The 18,470-nt window shown below is 41.9% G+C and carries 14 protein-coding genes; 11 read left to right on the top strand and 3 right to left on the bottom strand.

What is annotated here, in order from left to right:
- Nucleotides 1-115: 115 nt before the first annotated feature.
- The 7 genes from Q0E03_RS00715 (at nt 116) to trpS (ending at nt 8,922) form a co-directional block, all read left to right on the top strand.
- On the top strand, nt 116-1,714 hold the full coding sequence (locus Q0E03_RS00715; protein WP_297128195.1) for a beta-N-acetylhexosaminidase: 1,599 nt from the start codon (nt 116-118) through the stop codon (nt 1,712-1,714).
- A 1-nt stretch (nt 1,715) separates the two neighbouring features.
- Complete coding sequence (locus Q0E03_RS00710; RefSeq protein ID WP_297128192.1) at nt 1,716-3,011, top strand: M28 family metallopeptidase; 1,296 nt, start codon at nt 1,716-1,718, stop codon at nt 3,009-3,011.
- 124 nt (nt 3,012-3,135) lie between these two features.
- Nucleotides 3,136-4,389: a serine hydroxymethyltransferase gene (gene glyA / locus Q0E03_RS00705; RefSeq protein ID WP_294834770.1), complete on the top strand. Its 1,254-nt coding sequence runs from the start codon at nt 3,136-3,138 to the stop codon at nt 4,387-4,389.
- Nucleotides 4,390-4,402: 13 nt separating this feature from the next.
- Nucleotides 4,403-5,590, top strand: coding sequence for a CDP-glycerol glycerophosphotransferase family protein (locus Q0E03_RS00700; protein ID WP_297128188.1), 1,188 nt, complete (start codon nt 4,403-4,405; stop codon nt 5,588-5,590).
- Between the two features lies 1 nt (nt 5,591).
- Nucleotides 5,592-6,710, top strand: a complete 1,119-nt coding sequence (locus tag Q0E03_RS00695) for a CDP-glycerol glycerophosphotransferase family protein (RefSeq protein WP_297128186.1) — start codon at nt 5,592-5,594, stop codon at nt 6,708-6,710.
- Nucleotide 6,711: 1 nt separating this feature from the next.
- Entirely contained in the window at nt 6,712-7,890 is a 1,179-nt protein-coding gene (locus Q0E03_RS00690) for a PLP-dependent aminotransferase family protein (protein WP_297128184.1), read from the top strand.
- A gap of 18 nt (nt 7,891-7,908) precedes the next feature.
- A complete protein-coding gene (trpS, locus tag Q0E03_RS00685; RefSeq protein ID WP_296968247.1) occupies nt 7,909-8,922 on the top strand; it encodes a tryptophan--tRNA ligase in 1,014 nt (337 codons plus the stop codon).
- A gap of 54 nt (nt 8,923-8,976) precedes the next feature.
- On the opposite strand, the gene alr is transcribed toward trpS, so the two are convergent.
- The 3 genes from alr to feoB all read right to left on the bottom strand — a co-directional run bounded on the left by alr (nt 8,977) and on the right by feoB (nt 13,605).
- Entirely contained in the window at nt 8,977-10,050 is a 1,074-nt protein-coding gene (gene alr / locus Q0E03_RS00680; protein WP_297128181.1) for an alanine racemase, read from the bottom strand.
- On the bottom strand, nt 10,047-11,087 hold the full coding sequence (locus Q0E03_RS00675; RefSeq protein ID WP_297128178.1) for a peptidoglycan bridge formation glycyltransferase FemA/FemB family protein: 1,041 nt from the start codon (nt 11,085-11,087) through the stop codon (nt 10,047-10,049). Before Q0E03_RS00675 ends, alr begins: the two co-directional genes overlap by 4 nt.
- A gap of 172 nt (nt 11,088-11,259) precedes the next feature.
- Nucleotides 11,260-13,605 carry a ferrous iron transport protein B gene (gene feoB, locus Q0E03_RS00670; protein ID WP_297128868.1) on the bottom strand — a complete coding sequence of 782 codons (2,346 nt, stop codon included), beginning with the start codon at nt 13,603-13,605 and terminating at the stop codon, nt 11,260-11,262.
- Between the two features lie 251 nt (nt 13,606-13,856).
- Between feoB and Q0E03_RS00665 the strand changes: the two genes are divergently transcribed.
- The 4 genes from Q0E03_RS00665 to Q0E03_RS00650 all read left to right on the top strand — a co-directional run bounded on the left by Q0E03_RS00665 (nt 13,857) and on the right by Q0E03_RS00650 (nt 18,438).
- Complete coding sequence (locus tag Q0E03_RS00665) at nt 13,857-15,794, top strand: aconitate hydratase (RefSeq protein WP_297128175.1); 1,938 nt, start codon at nt 13,857-13,859, stop codon at nt 15,792-15,794.
- A 76-nt stretch (nt 15,795-15,870) separates the two neighbouring features.
- A complete protein-coding gene (locus Q0E03_RS00660; RefSeq protein WP_297128172.1) occupies nt 15,871-17,049 on the top strand; it encodes an isocitrate/isopropylmalate family dehydrogenase in 1,179 nt (392 codons plus the stop codon).
- A 27-nt stretch (nt 17,050-17,076) separates the two neighbouring features.
- A complete protein-coding gene (locus tag Q0E03_RS00655) occupies nt 17,077-17,736 on the top strand; it encodes a redox-sensing transcriptional repressor Rex (protein WP_297128170.1) in 660 nt (219 codons plus the stop codon).
- 21 nt (nt 17,737-17,757) lie between these two features.
- Complete coding sequence (locus Q0E03_RS00650; RefSeq protein ID WP_297128167.1) at nt 17,758-18,438, top strand: hypothetical protein; 681 nt, start codon at nt 17,758-17,760, stop codon at nt 18,436-18,438.
- The last annotated feature ends 32 nt before the right edge of the window (nt 18,439-18,470 follow it).

The following is an 18,470-nucleotide window of genomic DNA, read 5'->3' as shown; positions in this document are numbered from 1 at the left end:
TTGACAATATTATTGGTGTATTTGTTTACACTTTGTAAATTGACTTTGATATTCCGGTTTGATATAATATTAAAAGCTTGTTTTTAGGCTATATATGATAAATTGGAGAAAAATTATGCTATCAGTTATTCCTGCCCCTAAAAAGGCGAAAGAACTTGGCGGAGTGTTCGTTTTGCCGGCTCGCTTAAAAGTGATGTCGGATTTTGACCTTCCTCTCTTGGAGGGCAGAGTTGATTTTTGCGAAAACGAATCTGATGCAACCGTTGTTATCATTAAGGACGAAAGTGTTGCAAAAGAGGGCTACACTCTGGGAGTTACAAGAGAGCGTATCGTTATTTTGGCAAGCCAAAAAATCGGTGTTTATTATGCGCTTCAAACTGTAAGAAAAATTGCTCATGTTGATACAGGAGGCAGGGAAGTACCTTGCTGTGATATTGAGGATGAGCCTCGTTTCTCATTCAGAGGCATTTCGCTTGATGTGTCACGCCATTTTTATGATGTTGATTATATCAAACAGTACATAAATTGGATATTTATGGAAAAACTCAATGTCTTTCATTGGCATTTGACCGATGATGTGGGATGGCGAGTTGAAATCAAAAAGTATCCGCTTTTGACTGAAATCGGCTCAAAGCGTGCTTATACACAGCTTGACGGCTGGCAGTCAACAAAGATGGAAAAAAAGCCGTATTCCGGCTATTATACACAGGAGCAGATTAAAGAAATCGTTGCTTATGCAAAGGAACGAGGAATCACCGTTATTCCCGAAATTGATTTCCCTGCTCACTGTGCGGCTGTTTTTTCTGCTTACAGCAACCTTGCGTGCAGAGATTTGAAACGAGATGTTCCGGGTTATTTTGGTGCAAAAATTCCGACAAAGCTTTACGGGCAAAAGGATTGGAACAGAACTCTTTGCATGGGTAAGGAAGAAAGTTTGCAGTTCGTTTATGATGTTCTTGACGAAATCTGCGAGATGTTCGATTCACCGTATATTCACCTTGGCGGTGACGAAGCTCCGATGGATGAATGGAAAAAATGTCCTAATTGCCAAAGGGTAATGAAAGAGAACAATCTCAAAAATGAAGAAGAACTTCAAGGCTGGTTTGAGAATAAAGTGTCGCAGTTCCTTAAAACAAAGGACAGACAGATGATTGGTTGGAACGAAATTCTTGCAGCCGACAATCTAAATAAGAACGACAAGAATATTGTTGCGCAGTATTGGACACCGATTCGTGACAGAAAAGCAGAGGCATATGTCAACAACGGCGGAAAAATGATTATGAGTAATCATCAATCCTTCTATTTTGATATGCCTTATGCCAAGTATCCACTTAAAAAAACATATGAGTATAAGCCTGAAAACTTTGGTGTAACCAAGGATAATGTAAAAAATGTTCTTGGTGTTGAGGGCGAAGTTTGGACAGAATGGATTAGAGACAGAGAAAGACTCGAAATGCTTGTTTTCCCAAGAATGCAGGCACTATCGGAAGTTGCATGGTCACCTGAAGAAAAGCGTGATTTTGCAGACTTCAAAGCAAGACTTGATGATTTCAAACCGACTTTTGACGCTTTGGGAATCAATTATGCGGTTGATAAGATTTCTTTGCCAAAGAATCCTTTTAAGCGTTCAAAGATTTTAAAACTGTTTTCAAAGGGCAATACCGACCTTGAAAATCAATTAAATGCTCAATATAAATCTAAAGGAGAACGATAAAATGAAATTTAAAGATTTTCCGCAGGCAGTCATTGATGAAAATGTTGATTATACCGTAAAGGAAATCACCAATGTCATCAAGAGATACGGTCCTCGTGAGTCCGGTAATAAAAACTGCCTTGCAACCCAAAAACACATTGACAAAGAAATGAAGCCGTTTTGTGATGAAACAGGCTTTGAAGAATATAAAATGGCTCCAAAGGCATTTTTGCACTTCACCAAAACCGTTTCCGTAACAATCATTTTGGCAGTTGTTGTTTGCCTTGCATTGGTGTACACAGGCGTTTTCAGCGGTGTAGGCGGTTCGGATTTCTTCGTTCCGCAGTGTATCGTTGGCGGTGTTGTTGCAATCGGTCTTTTCATCACAGCAATGGAGTTCTTGTTCTACAAAGAGTTCTGTGATGTTTTCTACAAGAAGATTGACGGACACAACTATTATGCCGTTCGCAAGCCACAGGGCGAAGTTAAGAGAAGAATCATCATCTCGGGTCACTGCGACTCTGCTTATCAATGGCGTCACATTTATTATGCAAAGGGCAAAATTCCGCTTATGGGCATTTGTATGGGCGGAACAATCGGCGGTGCAATTATTTCTGTAATCGTTGCAATCATCGCTATTATTGCTAATTTTGTTGATATGGGCGCTTTCGGCGACTTTATGTTGAATTACAGCTTCTATTTCCATGTAATCACCGCACTCTTTATGGTAACTCTTTATCTTTTCGTTGATTTCAAAACTATTTCACCGGGTGCAAATGATAACCTTACAGGTACTTATTCTGCCGTATGTGCACTTCGTATGCTTGATATGGCAGGCGTTGAGTTTGAAAACACAGAAGTTGTTGCTATGATTACCGACGGTGAGGAAGCAGGACTTCGCGGTTGCAAGAACTGGGCAAAGAATCATAAAGATGAATATGTAAATTCAGGTGTAGAAACTGCTGTTCTTTGCGTTGATACTCTCACAGACCTTGAATATCTCAATGTTTATTCCCGTGATATGACAGGCATGGTTAAACACTCACAGCCTTTCAGCCAACTTGTTATGGATTCTGCAAAGGAAGCCGGTCACGATGATTTGAAGTTTGCAAATGTATTCTTCGGTTCATCAGACGCTGCTGCATTCACACAAGAGGGAATCACAGCAACTTGTCTTGCCGCTATGGACCCTACTCCTGCCGATTACTATCACAATGTTCGTGATAATTACGACAGACTTGTTCCTGAAGCAATCAAAACAGGCTATGAGGTTATCCTTTCAACCATTTTCAATTTTGACGAAAAAGGACTTAACTAACATATAATTAAAGAAATCCTGCTTTTTGGTAGGGTTTCTTTTAATTTATCTTTTATTTTATATTGTATCTTATTGTATTTTATGGTAGAATGAATACATATATTAAATCATCGGAGGAATAAATATGTACAACGATTATTACGATTCAATCGCCAAGGTTGCCGAAACCGACAGCGAGGTAGCAGACGCAATGGCGCTTGAACTTAAGCGTCAGAGAGAAAATATTGAGCTTATCGCTTCAGAGAACCTTGTATCTCCTCAGGTCATGGCGGCTATGGGTTCTGTTCTCACAAATAAGTATGCAGAGGGCTTGCCTGCAAAGAGATATTACGGCGGATGCCAGTATGTTGATATTGTTGAGGAAATCGCTATCAAGCGTGCTTGTGAACTCTTTGGTTGCAAGTTTGCAAATGTTCAGCCTCATTCGGGTGCACAGGCAAACACAGCAGTTTATCTTGCACTCCTCAAGCCGGGCGACACCGTTATGGGTATGAGCCTTGACAACGGCGGACACCTCACTCACGGTTCACCTGCAAACATTTCGGGCAAGTATTTCAATTTTATTCCTTACGGTGTAAACGAGGAAGGATATATTGACCTTGCCGCTTTTGCAAAGCAGGTAAATAAGGTTAAGCCAAAACTTGTTGTAGCAGGTGCTTCGGCTTATCCAAGAGAAATTGACTTTGCAACAATGGCAGATATTGCTCACGCAAACGGCGCAATGTTTATGGTTGATATGGCTCACATTGCAGGTCTTGTTGCAGCAGGACTTCATCAGTCACCGATCCCGTATGCAGATGTTGTTACAACAACTACACACAAAACACTTCGTGGCCCTCGTGGCGGTCTTATCCTTTGCAACAACCCTTATCTTGCAAAGAAACTTAATTCTGCTGTATTCCCTGGCACACAGGGCGGTCCTTTGATGCATGTTATCGCAGGCAAGGCAGTTTGCTTCGGCGAAGCTCTCAAACCTGAATTTAAGGAATATCAACAGCGTGTAATCGACAATGCACAGGCTCTTGCAAAGGGTCTTATTTCAAGAGGTCAAAACCTTGTTTCAGGCGGTACCGATAACCACCTTTGCCTCCTTGATTTGAGAGGTACAGGCGTAACAGGTAAGGAACTCGAAGCAAGACTTGATGAGGTACATATCACTCTCAACAAGAATACCGTTCCAAACGAGCCTTTGTCACCGTTCGTTACTTCAGGTGTTCGTATCGGCACTCCTGCCGCTACAACAAGAGGTCTTAATGAAGAAGATTTTGACAAGATTGCAGAGTTCATCTCTCTCGCAGTTACAGATTATGACGCAAAGAAGCAGTACATTCTTGACGGCGTTGCCCAAATCTGTGCAAAGTACCCACTTTATGAGTGATTGATGTTGCATTATGATTAACTTGCTTGGCAGAATATTCGGGGTTTTTATGAACCTCGTTTATTCGTTCTTTAAGCTGAATAAAACCAAAAATCAGGTTGCGTTTATCTCTCGTCAGAGCGAAACTCCGTCACTTGATTTTCAGTATCTTATTGATGAAATTCAAACAAATTATCCGCAGTATGAGGTAGTTGTCCTTTGCAAAATGATACCTGCCTCTTTTGGCGGAAAAATCAAATATGTCGGCGAAATGTTCAGGCAAATGAAGGCGCTTTCGCAATCAAAGGTAGTTGTGCTTGACGGCTATTGCATTTTGGCTTCTGTTCTTAATCATAAAAAGGACTTGAAAATTATCCAAATTTGGCACGCACTCGGAGCGTTCAAACGCTTTGGCAAATCTGTTCTTGATATGCCGGGCGGCAAATCTTCCGCAACTGCCAATGCTTTCAAAATGCACAGGAACTATGATTTGATTGCCGCATCGGGCGACAAATGCGTTCCGTTCTTTGCCGAGGCTTTCGGTCAACCCGAGGAAAAGTTTATTCCAATCGGTATTCCGAGAATGGACTATCTCACCGACAGCGAAAAAAATGCAAAGGTTGCGCAGAATATTTATTCTGTCTATCCCGAGCTTTCTAACGACAAAAAAACTATCCTCTATGTTCCGACCTTTAGGGACAAGCCGGAGGATATTGAAGCACTCCACAAAATGACGGATGACTTCGTTTCAAAGGTTGATTATTCAAAATATAACCTTATTGTGAAGCACCATGTGGTCGATACCAATTTAGAAGAGGTTTATATTGATTCAAGTCAAAATGTTCTCCACGGCGAGCATTTTTCGGGTATGGATTTTATGTGCGTTTCCGATTTTGTTGTGACGGATTACAGCTCCGTTATTTATGAAGCTGTGCTCAAGAATTTGCCGATATATATCTTCTGCTTTGACGGCGAAAGGTATCTTGACGAGCGTGGATTTTACATTGATTTTTGGCATGATATTCCTGCCGTATATGGCAAAACAAGCGAGAAAATCCTGTCGCTGATTGACAACAACACAACCGTTGAAGATGAAAAAATCGCACAGTTCAAAACTGATTATGTGAACAAAAAGTTTGACAGTATCACGCATATTTACGGCGAAATTATTGATTCGCTTATGCGTGGCGAATATGACAATAAATATAATTACAAGGCATAGTATGGGAAAAATCAAGTCTGCGCTTTATCCTCATTTGCAAAGAATGAGATATAAAAACTTAATATCCGCCTTTGAAAAAGGGAAGAAGTGCAAAATGCTTGAAAATCAAATTCTTATGCTGTGCACATCAAAGGGCAAACTTGGCGGCAATCTTGCGGCTGTTAAAAACTATATTGAGCAAAAAGAACTTGATTATAACATCATTACCGTTACTTCAAAAGAGCAGATGACGCCCGATGAACTCGGCAAAACAATGGCTCAAAGTAAGTATATTATGGTTGATGATTATGAGCCGATGGTGTATGTCCTCACTCTTCGTGACGGTCAGCATCTTGTTCAGCTTTGGCACGCAATGGGAGCGTTCAAACGCTTTGGCTATTGTCGAGGCACTGCGGAATCGGGTTCACTCACCCATAAGAATTACACCGAGGCTATTGTTTCGTCACCCGAACTTTGCCAAATTTATGCCGAGTCGTTCGGTATATCGGTTGACAAAATTAAGCCTGTCGGCACTCCGAGAACGGATTTGTTCTTTGATGAAGAATATGTCGCTTCGGCAAAAAAACGGCTTTATGACCGTGCGCCGAGCCTCGTCGGCAAAAAGATTTGCCTTTTTGCTCCGACCTTTAGGGGTCAAAATGTAAACGATGCTTATTATCCCGAAGATTTCATCGACCTTCAGGGTCTGTCAAATTCACTCGGTGATGATTGGGCAATTATCGTCAAACTTCACCCGTTCATTAAGGGTAAGTTCAATATCCCCGATTGCGAAAGAATTTTTGATTTCAGCGATGAAAGGGAAATTAACGACATTCTTTTTATCACGGATGTCCTTGTCACGGATTATTCCTCCGTGATTTTTGAAAATGCAATTATCGGCAATTCGGCTGTTCTGTATGCTCCCGATTATGAGGAGTACAACAGCAACCGTGGCTTCTATTTTGATTATAAGGATTATTCTTGCGGTAGTATTGTATCCAATCAAAATGAACTTGCCGATGCCATAAAATCTATAACAAACAATAATGATGATTACATTGCGTTTAAAAAACGATTTGTGTCCCTTTGTGACGGTCATTCTTGCGAACGCTTTGTCAAAGAAGTATTAGAGGAAGGTTAATATGCTTCAGCTTTCAGATAAATATAAAAATATGAAGCCTTCGGCAACAAGAGAAATATTGAAAGCAACTTCCGACCCGTCTGTGATTGCTTTTGCAGGCGGTTCTCCGGCAGTTGAGGCTTTCCCTTGCGATGAGGTGAAAAAAATCAGCGCAGAGATTTTGGAAGAAAATCCTGTTTCTGCTCTTGTTTACGGTGTTTCGGAGGGTTATGAGCCACTTCGCAAAACCGTTAAGAATTGGTTGAAAAAAAGGAATAATATCGGCACGGATAACGATTCTGTTATCATCACGGCAGGCGGAACGCAGGTTATGGATATTGCAACGAGGGTTCTCACCTCCGAGGGCGACACGATAATTTGCGAAGAACCGTCTTTCATAGGTTCGCTCAATGCTTTTCGTTCTCACGGTTGCAAACTTGTCGGTGTGCCTGTTGAAAGTGACGGAATGAATATTGAAGCACTTGAAAATGCAGTAAAAGCCAATCCGAATGCTAAATTTATCTACACTATTCCGAATTTTCAAAATCCGAGCGGCACAACTCTTTCTTGGGAAAAAAGAAAGTCTGTTTATGCCATTGCAAAAAAATACGGCATTGCTGTTTTGGAGGATGACCCATACGGCAATCTTCGCACAGAGGGCGAGGATGTTCCTGCAATCAAAACTCTTGATGAGGACGGTCTTGTGATTTATGCAGGCTCTTTTTCAAAGATTTTAGCACCCGGTATTCGTGTTGCTTATGCCGTTGTGCCAAATTCAATCGCGGGAGCGTTCACCATCGGCAAGCAAGTGTCCGATGTGCATACAGGAGTGCTCAATCAAATGATTGTTTATCGTTGGTTTAAGGAGTACGATGTTGACGCTCATATCGAGGAAATCAGAGAAATCTATCGCAAAAAGATTAATCTTATGTGCGAAAAACTCGATGAATTTTGCCATCAAATCAAATATGTAAGACCTCAAGGTGGCTTGTTCCTTTGGGCAAAACTCCCGAACAATGTTGATATGACCGACTATTGCAAACGACTTGTAGAACGCAAAGTCGCCGTTGTTCCGGGCAATGCTTTCATTGTTGACGAGTCAAAACCTTGTAACTATATTCGCCTTAATTTCTCCACTCCGAGTGACGAAAATATCATCAACGGCGTGCGAATTATGGGCGAAGTCCTAAAAGAATATTAACAGAAAAGAGATAATATTATGTCAGAAGAAGTAAAAGTTGAAAGAAAGAAAAGATCATTGTCACTCATTCAGCCGACCTCAATTCCAACCCTCGGCAACTACCTTGGCGCAATGAAAGGCTGGGCGTCATTCCAGGATGATTTCGACACAATTTTCGGTATTGCGGATTTACATTCAATCACCGTTCGTCAAGACCCTGCAAAGCTCCGTGCACAAACAACACAGCTTTATGCAATGCTTATGGCTGTCGGACTTGACCCTCAAAAGAGCATTCTTTTTGTTCAGTCGCATGTACCTCAGCACAGCCAGCTCGGTTGGATTTTGAATTGTTACACACAGTTCGGCGAACTTAACAGAATGACTCAGTTTAAGGATAAATCCGCACAGCACGCAGACAATGTCAACGCAGGTCTTTTCACATATCCTTGCCTTATGGCTGCCGATATTCTCTTGTATCAGGCGGATGTTGTTCCTGTCGGTGCGGACCAAAAGCAACACCTCGAAATTACTCGTGACATTGCAGAGCGCTTCAACGGTGTTTACGGCAATGTGTTCACAGTTCCGGAGCCTTACATTCCAAAGGCAGGTGCAAGGGTTATGTCGCTTCAAAACCCAACTTCAAAGATGTCAAAGTCCGACCCTAATCCAAAGGGCACCGTTCATCTTACTGATGAACCGAATGTGATTATGAAGAAGTTTAAATCTGCAATCACAGACAGCGAAATGTCGGTTCATTATGCAGAAGGTAAGGACGGAATAAACAATCTTATGACTATTTATTCCGCAGTTACGGGCGATAGTTTCGAAACTATCGAGCACGACTTTTCCGGTAAGGGCTACGGCGACTTCAAAAAGGCAGTCGGCGAAGCTGTTGTTGCAGAACTTGAACCTGTTCAAAAGAGATATAACGAACTCTTGCAGGATAAAAAGTATCTCCAGGAGTGCTGGACACAGGGTGCAGACACCGCTTCTCGCCTTGCAAACAGAACCCTCACCAAGGTCATGAAAAAAGTCGGCTTCCTTGCAAAATAAAATATTGTAAACAAAAAAGACGCAAATCAATGCGTCTTTTTTATGTTTGTATTCTTATTTATATACTCTTTCAATCCTTGGATTTACCATAAGCGGTGAGATGTCAACGCTTGCCAAATCGCCGGGTTTGACATCACTGCCTGTTATGTCAACTGCTGTGTGGCTAAGCCCGATTCCGCCGATTACATGGTACATTCTGCCGTTGATTTTGACATACATTTGCTTCTTTTTGAGAAAGCTCTTGAATACGGAAAGAACATATCTGAAAGTGATAATTTCCTTTTCCTTTGTCAGTCCAAAGCCGTCATAGTGACCGATTGGAACAATGGCAATCGTTGTTTCACGCTTCGTTTGGTATGTTGCGTTGTAGCCGACAAAATATCCTTTTGGTACGGTTTTAACATCAACAACTTCGGCTTCTAACGAACCGAGCCTGTGCAAACCGCTTTTGTTCTTTGTGATAACTCTGCCTGTGAATGCCGAGCCGATTCGCACGGTGTCAAGGCAAACATCCTCAACATTGAGCAGAGCAGGGGAATTGCTTGCGTGCAAAATTCCGACATTTCCCACTTTTTCCTTGATTTTTGCCATAGTGTCCTTGAACATTTCAAGCTGTGCTTTGGTCAAATCGTGGTTTCTGAATGCAGAAGAAAAGTGTGTATATGCTCCTGTAAATTCAAGGTTAGGCAGTGCGTAGCATTTGATTGCGTCCTCAATTTCGCTCGGCATAAAACCGTATCTGCCCATTCCCGTGTCGATTTTGAGGTGGCATTTGACGGTGACTCCCATTTCTGTTGCAACATCGCTCATTGCTTGTCCTGCTTGCAAAGAACCGATTGTCGCCGTTGCGCCGTATTTGGCAATTTCTCTGCATTCGTCTTTTATGCAGGTTGAACGCATAACGAGTATGTCCTCCTCAGTCAAAACCTCACGCAGTATCGGTAGGTCGGTAACTTCCGTAACTGCAAAAGTTTTGATGCCGTGTTCAACTAAAATTTTTGTTATTTCTTTTATTCCAAAGCCGTAGCCGTTGCCCTTAACAACTCCGATAAGCGGCACGCCTGCTTTTTGCTTGACAATCTCGATGTTTTCGTCAAGCAGGCTTTTGTCTATCACATATCTGCTCATTTTCTGATTTTCTTCAATACCTTTGTTCCGATGTTGTAAAGATTGTATACAGGCTTGTTGATTACATAGTCAAATTCGCCCACAAATTCTTTCATATATCCGCCGAATCCGTGCTTAAATCTCCAAAGTCCATAGTGTGGATTGTCCGGATTTTGGCAGTCACCGCTGATTCCGCCAAAGTCGTAAACCTTGCAGTTGCACTCCATACCCCACTTAATCATTGCCCATTGAAGCGCATAGTTAGGGTAAACATTTCTGTGAGCGTTTGATGAAGCTCCGTATTGGTATTTCATAACATTTTCGCCCCACTTGATTGCAAGAGTTCCCGCAATCGGCTTGCCCTCGTAGTACGCCATATAAAGTCTTGCGTCATCTGTCATACAATCAAGAATTTTCTCAAAATACCATTTCGGTCTTGTAGAAAATCCGTCACGCTCGCCTGTTTCTGCCATAATTGCAACAAAGTCGTCAAGTGCTTCCTTGCCGCAAATCTTAACTTCAACGCCCTTTTTAGGTGCTTTTCTGATACGGTTGCGGTAGTCCGATTTAAAGGTGAGCATAAGCTCGTCCTCGCTCAAACCGTTGTAGTCAAAGCAGTAAACAAATCTCGGCTGTACATTCTCAAAATCCATACATCCCGGATTAAGTTCAACAAATCCTTTTTTGATGAGGTGCTCTTTGTATGCCTTGTTATCAATAACGATTTCAGGGTCGATTTTTAGGCAATATGCCTTGTATTCCTTGCCGACTTCAAGAATTGCGTCAAATAATTTGTCAAATGTGTCAAAATCATCTTCGTCACACACAAAGCCTCTGCATGCGTACATAAGCGAATTTTTTATAACGGGAATACTTCTGATAAGAACATCGGCAGAACCGATAATTTCGCCGTTGTCATCCTTGAGCATAACAGCTTCCCATTTCCAAGCAGACTTGACTTTTGCCCATTTTGATGAGTGCTGAAAAAGTCCCTTTGGATGTTTTTTTATAAATGCCTCATATTCGGCTAAATTGTCTTTGTTAACTCTTTCTATCATATCTGTCACCTTGTTTATTTTGTTTAATAATTATATCATAATACATTTTTAATGTAAATATAAAAATACTTCTTACCGTAAATGTAAATCCTTTTATGCCTCCCTTGTGTAAAGGGAGGTGTCGCACTTTATGTGCGACGGAGGGATTGTAATAAACAGTAAGAAGTGCTTATTATTTAACAATCATTGACCCAATTACATACACAATGCCCGAGCAAAGCCAAGCAACCGAGCATTGAAGCAAAATTGTAATTCCTGCCCATTTTCTGCCGAGTTCTCTCTTGATTGAAGCAACTGCCGCAACGCAAGGGGTATAAAGCAAGCAGAATGTGAGAAAACTTGCCGCACTTACGGGAGTCAGTATGCTTGTAACTCCTGACGAGCCTGTCAACACACTCAATGTAGAAACAACGCTTTCTTTTGCGATAAAGCCTGTTATCAACGATGTTGACATTCTCCAGTCGCCAAAACCGAGAGGTGCAAATATCGGTGCAATAACATCTGCGATTCCTGCAAGGATGCTGTCTTTTGAATTCTCAACAACTCCGAGATGGAAGTTGAATGTCTTTAAGAACCAAATGACGATTGTTGCAATAAAAATAACTGTAAACGCTCTTGTCAAGAAGTCCTTTGCTTTTTCCCATAAGAGATGTAAAGTCGTTTTTGCACTCGGAAGTCGGTAGTTAGGCAGTTCCATAACAAAAGGCACAGCTTCGCCTTTGAACACAGTTCCTTTTGAGATAAACGCTGTGAGTATGCCTACTGCAATTCCTCCAAAGTACAGCAAAATCATCACAAGCGGTGCTTTGTCAGGGAAAAATGCCGCAGTAAAGAATGAGTATATCGGAAGCTTTGCCGTACAGCTCATAAACGGAATAAGCGTGATTGTCATCTTTCTGTCACGCTCTGACGGCAGAGTTCTGCTTGCCATAACCGCAGGTACGGAACAGCCAAAACCAATCAGCATCGGCACAATGCTTCGTCCCGAAAGTCCGATTTTACGCAACAATTTGTCCATTACAAATGCAACTCTTGCCATATATCCCGTGTCTTCAAGCAACGACAGGAAGAAGAACAGCGTAACGATTATCGGCAAGAAACTTAAAACACTTCCAACGCCCTTAAATATTCCGTCAATTATCAGCGAATGTAACACCTTGTCTACATTCCAATTTGTAAGTCCTGTATCAACAAGGGTGGTCAACTGACCGATTAAATATTCCAAAAGTTGCTGAAGTCGCAGACCGATTACATTGAATGTCAGCCAAAAAATCACTGCCATTATAACAACAAAACTCGGAATAGCTGTGTACTTTCCTGTTAAAATTTTGTCTATCTTTCGGCTTCTTATACTCTCCTTGCTCTCCTTTGGCTTAACAACGCATTTGTCAACAAGCTTTGTGATGAACGAAAAACGCATATCGGCAATTGCCGCCGCTCTGTCCATTCCTCGCTCTTCCTCCATCTGCTTGATGATAGCTTCCACAAACTCTTTTTCGTTGCTGTCAAGGTTAAGCGCTTTTTCTATTCTTTCGTCACCCTCAACAAGTTTTGTTGCCGCAAATCTGATAGGTATTCCTGCCGATTCGGCGTGGTCTTCGATGAGGTGCATTATTCCGTGGAGTGCTCTGTGCACCGCTCCCGAATGTTCGCTTTCGTCACAAAAGTCGGTTCTGCCCGGCTTTTCCTGATATTTTGCAATGTGCACGGCATGTTGAATAAGCTCGTCTATGCCCTCGTTTTTTGCCGCAGAAATCGGCACAACGGGAATTCCGAGCATATCCTCGGTTTCGTTGATGAGCACACATCCGCCGTTGCCCTTGACCTCGTCCATCATATTTAGCGCAAGCACAATCGGAATTTCAAGCTCCATAAGTTGCATTGTGAGATATAGATTTCTCTCGATGTTTGTTGCGTCAACAATGTTGATGATGCCTGTCGGCTTTTCGTCAAGTATGTACTGCCTTGAAACAATCTCCTCGCTTGTGTACGGCGAAAGGGAATATATGCCCGGCAGGTCAACAACCTCTGTGTTCGGGTAGCCTTTGATGACACCCGTTTTTCGGTCAACGGTAACGCCCGGGAAGTTGCCGACATGCTGATTTGAGCCTGTCAATTGGTTGAAAAGAGTTGTCTTTCCGCAGTTTTGGTTGCCTGCAAGAGCAAAAGACAAAACAGTTCCCGACGGCAAAGGATTTTCACTTGATTTCACATGATATTTGCCGTTTTCACCGAGTCCCGGATGCTCGATTCTGTCCGTGCATCTCTTTTTCTGTTCGGTTTGAGCCGTCTTTTTTATCGGTTTTATTTCAATTTTTTTTGCGTCATTCACACGCAAGGTCAATTCGTAGCCGTGAATTCTGAATTCAATCGGGTCGCCCATCGGTGCAAATTTTACAAGAGTAATTTCAGCACCCGGAATCAGCCCCATATCAAGAAAATGTTGGCGTAAAGCACCGTCACCGCCGACCGTTTGCACAATGGCGGATTGACCTTGTTTAAGTTTGTCTAATTCCATAGTAATCGTAATCTTCCAAATCACATTTTTTTCTATTGTATCATTTTTTGATGTTGTATACAATCATATTATTATACAAAATTGAAGTTTATTTTATTACTTAAATGTGTATTTTTTATTACAATTATGTAATTACTTATATTTATTATACTTATTATATTGACAATTTTCTGTCGATGTTTTATTATAAGATTGTTAAATTGTTTAATAACTTTGTTAATGAATATATAAAAGTTTAGGAGGACTCGCTAATGGGACTTACTTTAGCACAAAAACTTATTAAATCTCATCTTGTAGAGGGCGAAATGAAAGTCGGCACAGAAATCGGACTTCGTATCGACCAAACTCTCACACAGGATGCAACGGGTACTATGGCTTATCTTGAATTCGAAGCTATGGGTGTTGACAGAGTAAAGACAGAGCGTTCTGTTGCTTATATCGACCATAACACACTTCAAACAGGATTTGAAAATGCCGATGACCACAGATTTATCCAAACTGTAACAAAAAAGCACGGCATTTATTTTTCAAGACCGGGTAATGGAATTTGTCACCAAGTACACCTTGAACGCTTTGGTATTCCGGGCAAGACCCTCATCGGTTCGGACAGCCACACTCCGACAGGCGGCGGTATCGGTATGCTTGCAATGGGTGCGGGCGGACTTGATGTTGCCGTAGCCATGGGCGGCGGTACATACTATATTCCGATGCCAAAGATGACAAGAATTAATCTTACGGGATATCTCAAGCCTTGGGTTTCCGCAAAAGATGTTATCCTTGAAGTTCTCCGAATTATGAGCGTTAAGGGCGGCGTCGGCAAGATTATCGAATACGGCGGAGATGGTGTAAAGACTCTTTCTGTTCCTGAGCGTGCAACCATCACAAATATGGGTGCAGAGCTTGGTGCAACAACATCAATTTTCCCATCAGACGAAATCACTCTTGCTTTCCTCAAGGCACAGGGCAGAGAAAGTGACTGGGTAGAGCTTCTTCCTGATGAAGACGCTGTTTATGATGAGGTTATCGATATTGACCTTTGTTCACTCACACCAATGGCGGCTTGTCCTCATATGCCTGACAATGTAAAAACAACCGACGAAATCGGCAGAATCAAGGTTGACCAGGTTGCTATCGGTTCTTGCACAAATTCATCGTATGTTGATATGATGAAGGTTGCTTCAATCCTTAAGGGCAAGACAATCGACCCGTCTGTTTCTCTTTGTATTGCTCCGGGTTCAAAGCAGGTTCTCAATATGCTTGCTCTCAACGGTGCATTGTCCGATATGATTAGCGCAGGTGCACGAATTCTTGAAAGTGCTTGCGGACCTTGTATCGGTATGGGTCAAAGCCCTAACAGCGGCGGTGTTTCACTCCGTACTTTCAACCGTAACTTTGAGGGTCGTTCAGGCACAAAGGACGGCAAGATTTATCTTGTATCTCCTGAAGTTGCCGCTGCTTCCGCTCTTACAGGCTATCTTACCGACCCGAGAGAACTCGGCGACGCTCCGCAGATTACAATGCCTGAGCACTTTATCGTAAATGATAATATGATTGTTCCTCCTGCTTCACCTGAGGAGGCAAAGAATGTTGAGGTTCTTCGTGGACCAAACATCAAGCCGTTCCCAAAGACAGAGCCGCTTCCTGCGGACATCACCGCAAAGGCTGTTCTTAAGGTTGGCGATAATATTACAACAGACCACATTATGCCGGCAGGCGCAAAGATTTTGCCTTACCGCTCAAACATTCCTCACCTTTCACAGTATTGTTTTGCCGTATGTGACGAAACTTTCCCTGAGAGAATTAAGGCAGAGGGTAAGGGCTTCATCATCGGCGGTGCAAACTACGGTCAAGGTTCATCTCGTGAGCACGCTGCTCTTGTTCCGCTTTACCTCGGTGTAAAGGCTGTTATCACAAAGAGCTTTGCCCGTATCCATGTTGCAAACCTTGTAAATGCAGGTATTTTGCCGTTTACATTCAGCGATGAGGCTGACTACGACAGAATAGACCAAATGGACGAACTTGAACTTGTAGGTATTCGTGATTGTATCGAAAATAACAAGCCTGTTGCACTCAAGAATATCACAAAGGGCGAAGAATATAATCTTGATTCTTCCCACCTTTCAGAAAGACAAAGAGCAATGCTTCTTTGCGGAGGACTTCTTGATTACACCCGTGAAATGAACAAATAATTTTGATAATCCTTTGACACAATACGTTTGCTGAGGGATAAAAAAATAGAATTATCGTTAAAGGAGCTACATAAAAATGCAAGCAGAAGAAAAGAAAGCGCTTGATTTGGCTTGTGACCAATTCAGAGCACTTATGGAAAAACAGCTTGAAAGAGCAAAAAAGATAAAAGAAGATAAGGACTTTACCGATTATCAGTCGCTTGACAAAATCGTTATTGGTATTTGTGGCGGCGACGGTATCGGCCCTATTATCACAAAAGAATCTCAAAGAGTTATTGAATTCTTGCTCAAGGACGAAGTTGAGCAGGGCAAAATCGAATTCAAGGTTATTGACGGCTTGACTATCGAAAATCGTGCTGCTCACAATCAAGCAATTCCAGATGATGTTTTGGCAGAACTCAAGCAATGCCACGTTATCCTAAAAGGCCCGACAACAACACCTCGTCAAGGCGATCCATGGCCAAATGTTGAGAGCGCCAATGTTGCTATGCGTAAGGAACTCGACCTCTTTGCAAATATGCGTCCCGTAAAAGTTCCTGAGGAGGGAATTGACTGGACATTCTTCAGAGAAAATACCGAGGGCGGCTATGCGGTCGGCTCATACGGTGTAAATATCACAGACGATTTGGCAGTTGACTTCACTGTTGCAACTCAAGAAGGTTGCGACAGAATTGCAAAACTTGCTTATGATTATGCCGAGCGTAACCACAAGGGTAAGGTTTCAATTATTACCAAGGCTAATATCATCAAAACTACCGATGGCAAGTTCCTCAATACTGCTAAGAAAATTGGCGAGCAATATCCTGACATCGTAACCGATGACTGGTATGTTGACATCACCACCGCTAAACTTATTGACCCACAGAGAAGAAAAGACTTTAAGGTATTTGTTCTTCCAAACCTTTATGGCGACATCATCACAGATGAAGCCGCTGAATTCCAGGGCGGTGTAGGCACGGCAGGTTCTGCAAATATCGGCAAGAAGTATGCTATGTTCGAGGCTATTCACGGTTCTGCACCTCGTATGATTACAGAGGGCAGAGGACAGTATGCAGACCCTTGCTCAATGCTTCGTGCAACTGTTATGCTTCTTTCTCATATCGGCTATCAAAAGCAGGCAGACGCTCTCGAAGCAGCACTTGATAAGTGTATGTTTGAGGAGAAAAAACTTGTAATCACAGGCAGAGATACAGGCTGCACTTGCGATGAGTTCGGCGATTATGTAATGGAAACCATTACAGATATGACAAAATAATTCAGATATTTAAGAGGGGTATATATTATGGCACAGGAAATTTCAATTTCTGTTATAAAGCGATTGCCTCGCTATTATAGATTTTTGGAAACATTAAAGGACAACGGCATCGTACGTATCAGTTCAAAGGAACTTGCCGAGCGTATGGGACTTACCGCATCACAAATCCGTCACGATTTCAACTGTTTTGGCGGTTTCGGTCAGCAGGGTTATGGCTATAATGTTCCTGAACTTTATACAAAAATCGGCAAAATCCTTTGTGTGGATGCAGGCGTAAAAACCATTTTGATTGGTGCCGGTAACCTTGGAAAAGCAGTTGCTTCAAAGATTTTTACCAGACAGTCAGGATTCAAACTTGTTGGTATTTTTGACAAAAACGAAGCTATTTCGGGCAAGATTATTCAGGGTATTCCGGTTCGTCACACCAATTATTTGGAGAATTTCTGCATAGATAATCATCCTGTTTGTGCGGTTGTTTGTATTCCGTCAAATGATATGAAGGAACTTACGGATATGCTTTGCAGACTTGGTATCAAGAGCTTTTGGAATTTCTCAAACTTTGATATTGCTATGGCACATCCTGAGGTGCTTGTTGAGAATGTTCACCTTACCGACAGCCTTATGACCTTGAGCTTCCTCACTAGCTCAAGCAAGGAGGAACTCGAAAAGATTTCTTCTGCCGAATAATAAAGATGGGATTGACTGATTTTGATTAAAATAAGCAACAGAGAAATTATTGATGTTCTTAAATTTTCTGAGGATAAGGTGATTTTGGTAGAAAAAAAGCCAAACCTAAATTCGGTTGGCTATGGAGTAAATTATTTTATTCTCAACTTTTCCACAGGCGAAAAGGAGATAATCACAAAGGATGCTTATCTTCTCAAAAAATACGGCACAAACAGAAAACAGATTGCTGACAAATTAGGCAATTTTGTAACACCGAGTGCCGTTGTTATGCCTGACAGGTCGGTGCTTGTTATTTATCCAACCGGCGAAACAGGACTTTTCGATTCAGAGGGTGAACTTGTCAAGGACGGAGTTCTTGATTACAACGGCTCTCCTGTTTCGGGCATTGCAGTTGACGGCGAATGTTTTTGGTCGGTTTGCCAAAAGGAAAATTGCGTTATTCGTTATTTCACCGACGGCGTTAAGGTTGATATCAGAGTTGGTACGGCAGAACAAAATACATTTCCAAATCCGCATTTTGTTTCGTCGGATGATGAATATATTTATGTTTGTTGTGACCATCGCAGAGTCAGAAAAATTGACAAAACCGATTTTACTGTTTCGGATGTACGCAAGACTTATACGGATCTTATGGGATATTACCGCTTCGGAAAATATGCAATTGTCATAAAACCCGATGGTGCATATTGCGACAAGGACTAAAATAAAAGATAAAACAAAACCTTTCGGATTTC

This window comes from uncultured Eubacterium sp. (assembly GCF_934525195.1).
Taxonomy (GTDB): domain Bacteria; phylum Bacillota; class Clostridia; order Oscillospirales; family Acutalibacteraceae; genus Eubacterium_R.
The sequence above is the reverse complement of the archived record's forward strand: the minus strand, read 5'-3'. Positions and strand labels throughout refer to the sequence as shown.

Bases quoted from the DNA above. Each gene is read 5' to 3' on its own strand.
- Q0E03_RS00675 (WP_297128178.1), bottom strand. From the start codon at position 11,087: ATGATAGAAAGAGTTAACAAAGACAATTTAGCCGAATATGAGGCATTT.
- Q0E03_RS00655 (WP_297128170.1), top strand. From the start codon at position 17,077: ATGGCACAGGAAATTTCAATTTCTGTTATAAAGCGATTGCCTCGCTAT.
- Q0E03_RS00700 (WP_297128188.1), top strand. From the start codon at position 4,403: ATGATTAACTTGCTTGGCAGAATATTCGGGGTTTTTATGAACCTCGTT.
- Q0E03_RS00715 (WP_297128195.1), top strand. From the start codon at position 116: ATGCTATCAGTTATTCCTGCCCCTAAAAAGGCGAAAGAACTTGGCGGA.
- glyA (WP_294834770.1), top strand. From the start codon at position 3,136: ATGTACAACGATTATTACGATTCAATCGCCAAGGTTGCCGAAACCGAC.
- feoB (WP_297128868.1), bottom strand. From the start codon at position 13,605: ATGGAATTAGACAAACTTAAACAAGGTCAATCCGCCATTGTGCAAACG.
- alr (WP_297128181.1), bottom strand. From the start codon at position 10,050: ATGAGCAGATATGTGATAGACAAAAGCCTGCTTGACGAAAACATCGAG.
- Q0E03_RS00665 (WP_297128175.1), top strand. From the start codon at position 13,857: ATGGGACTTACTTTAGCACAAAAACTTATTAAATCTCATCTTGTAGAG.
- Q0E03_RS00710 (WP_297128192.1), top strand. From the start codon at position 1,716: ATGAAATTTAAAGATTTTCCGCAGGCAGTCATTGATGAAAATGTTGAT.
- Q0E03_RS00695 (WP_297128186.1), top strand. From the start codon at position 5,592: ATGGGAAAAATCAAGTCTGCGCTTTATCCTCATTTGCAAAGAATGAGA.
- trpS (WP_296968247.1), top strand. From the start codon at position 7,909: ATGTCAGAAGAAGTAAAAGTTGAAAGAAAGAAAAGATCATTGTCACTC.
- Q0E03_RS00660 (WP_297128172.1), top strand. From the start codon at position 15,871: ATGCAAGCAGAAGAAAAGAAAGCGCTTGATTTGGCTTGTGACCAATTC.
- Q0E03_RS00690 (WP_297128184.1), top strand. From the start codon at position 6,712: ATGCTTCAGCTTTCAGATAAATATAAAAATATGAAGCCTTCGGCAACA.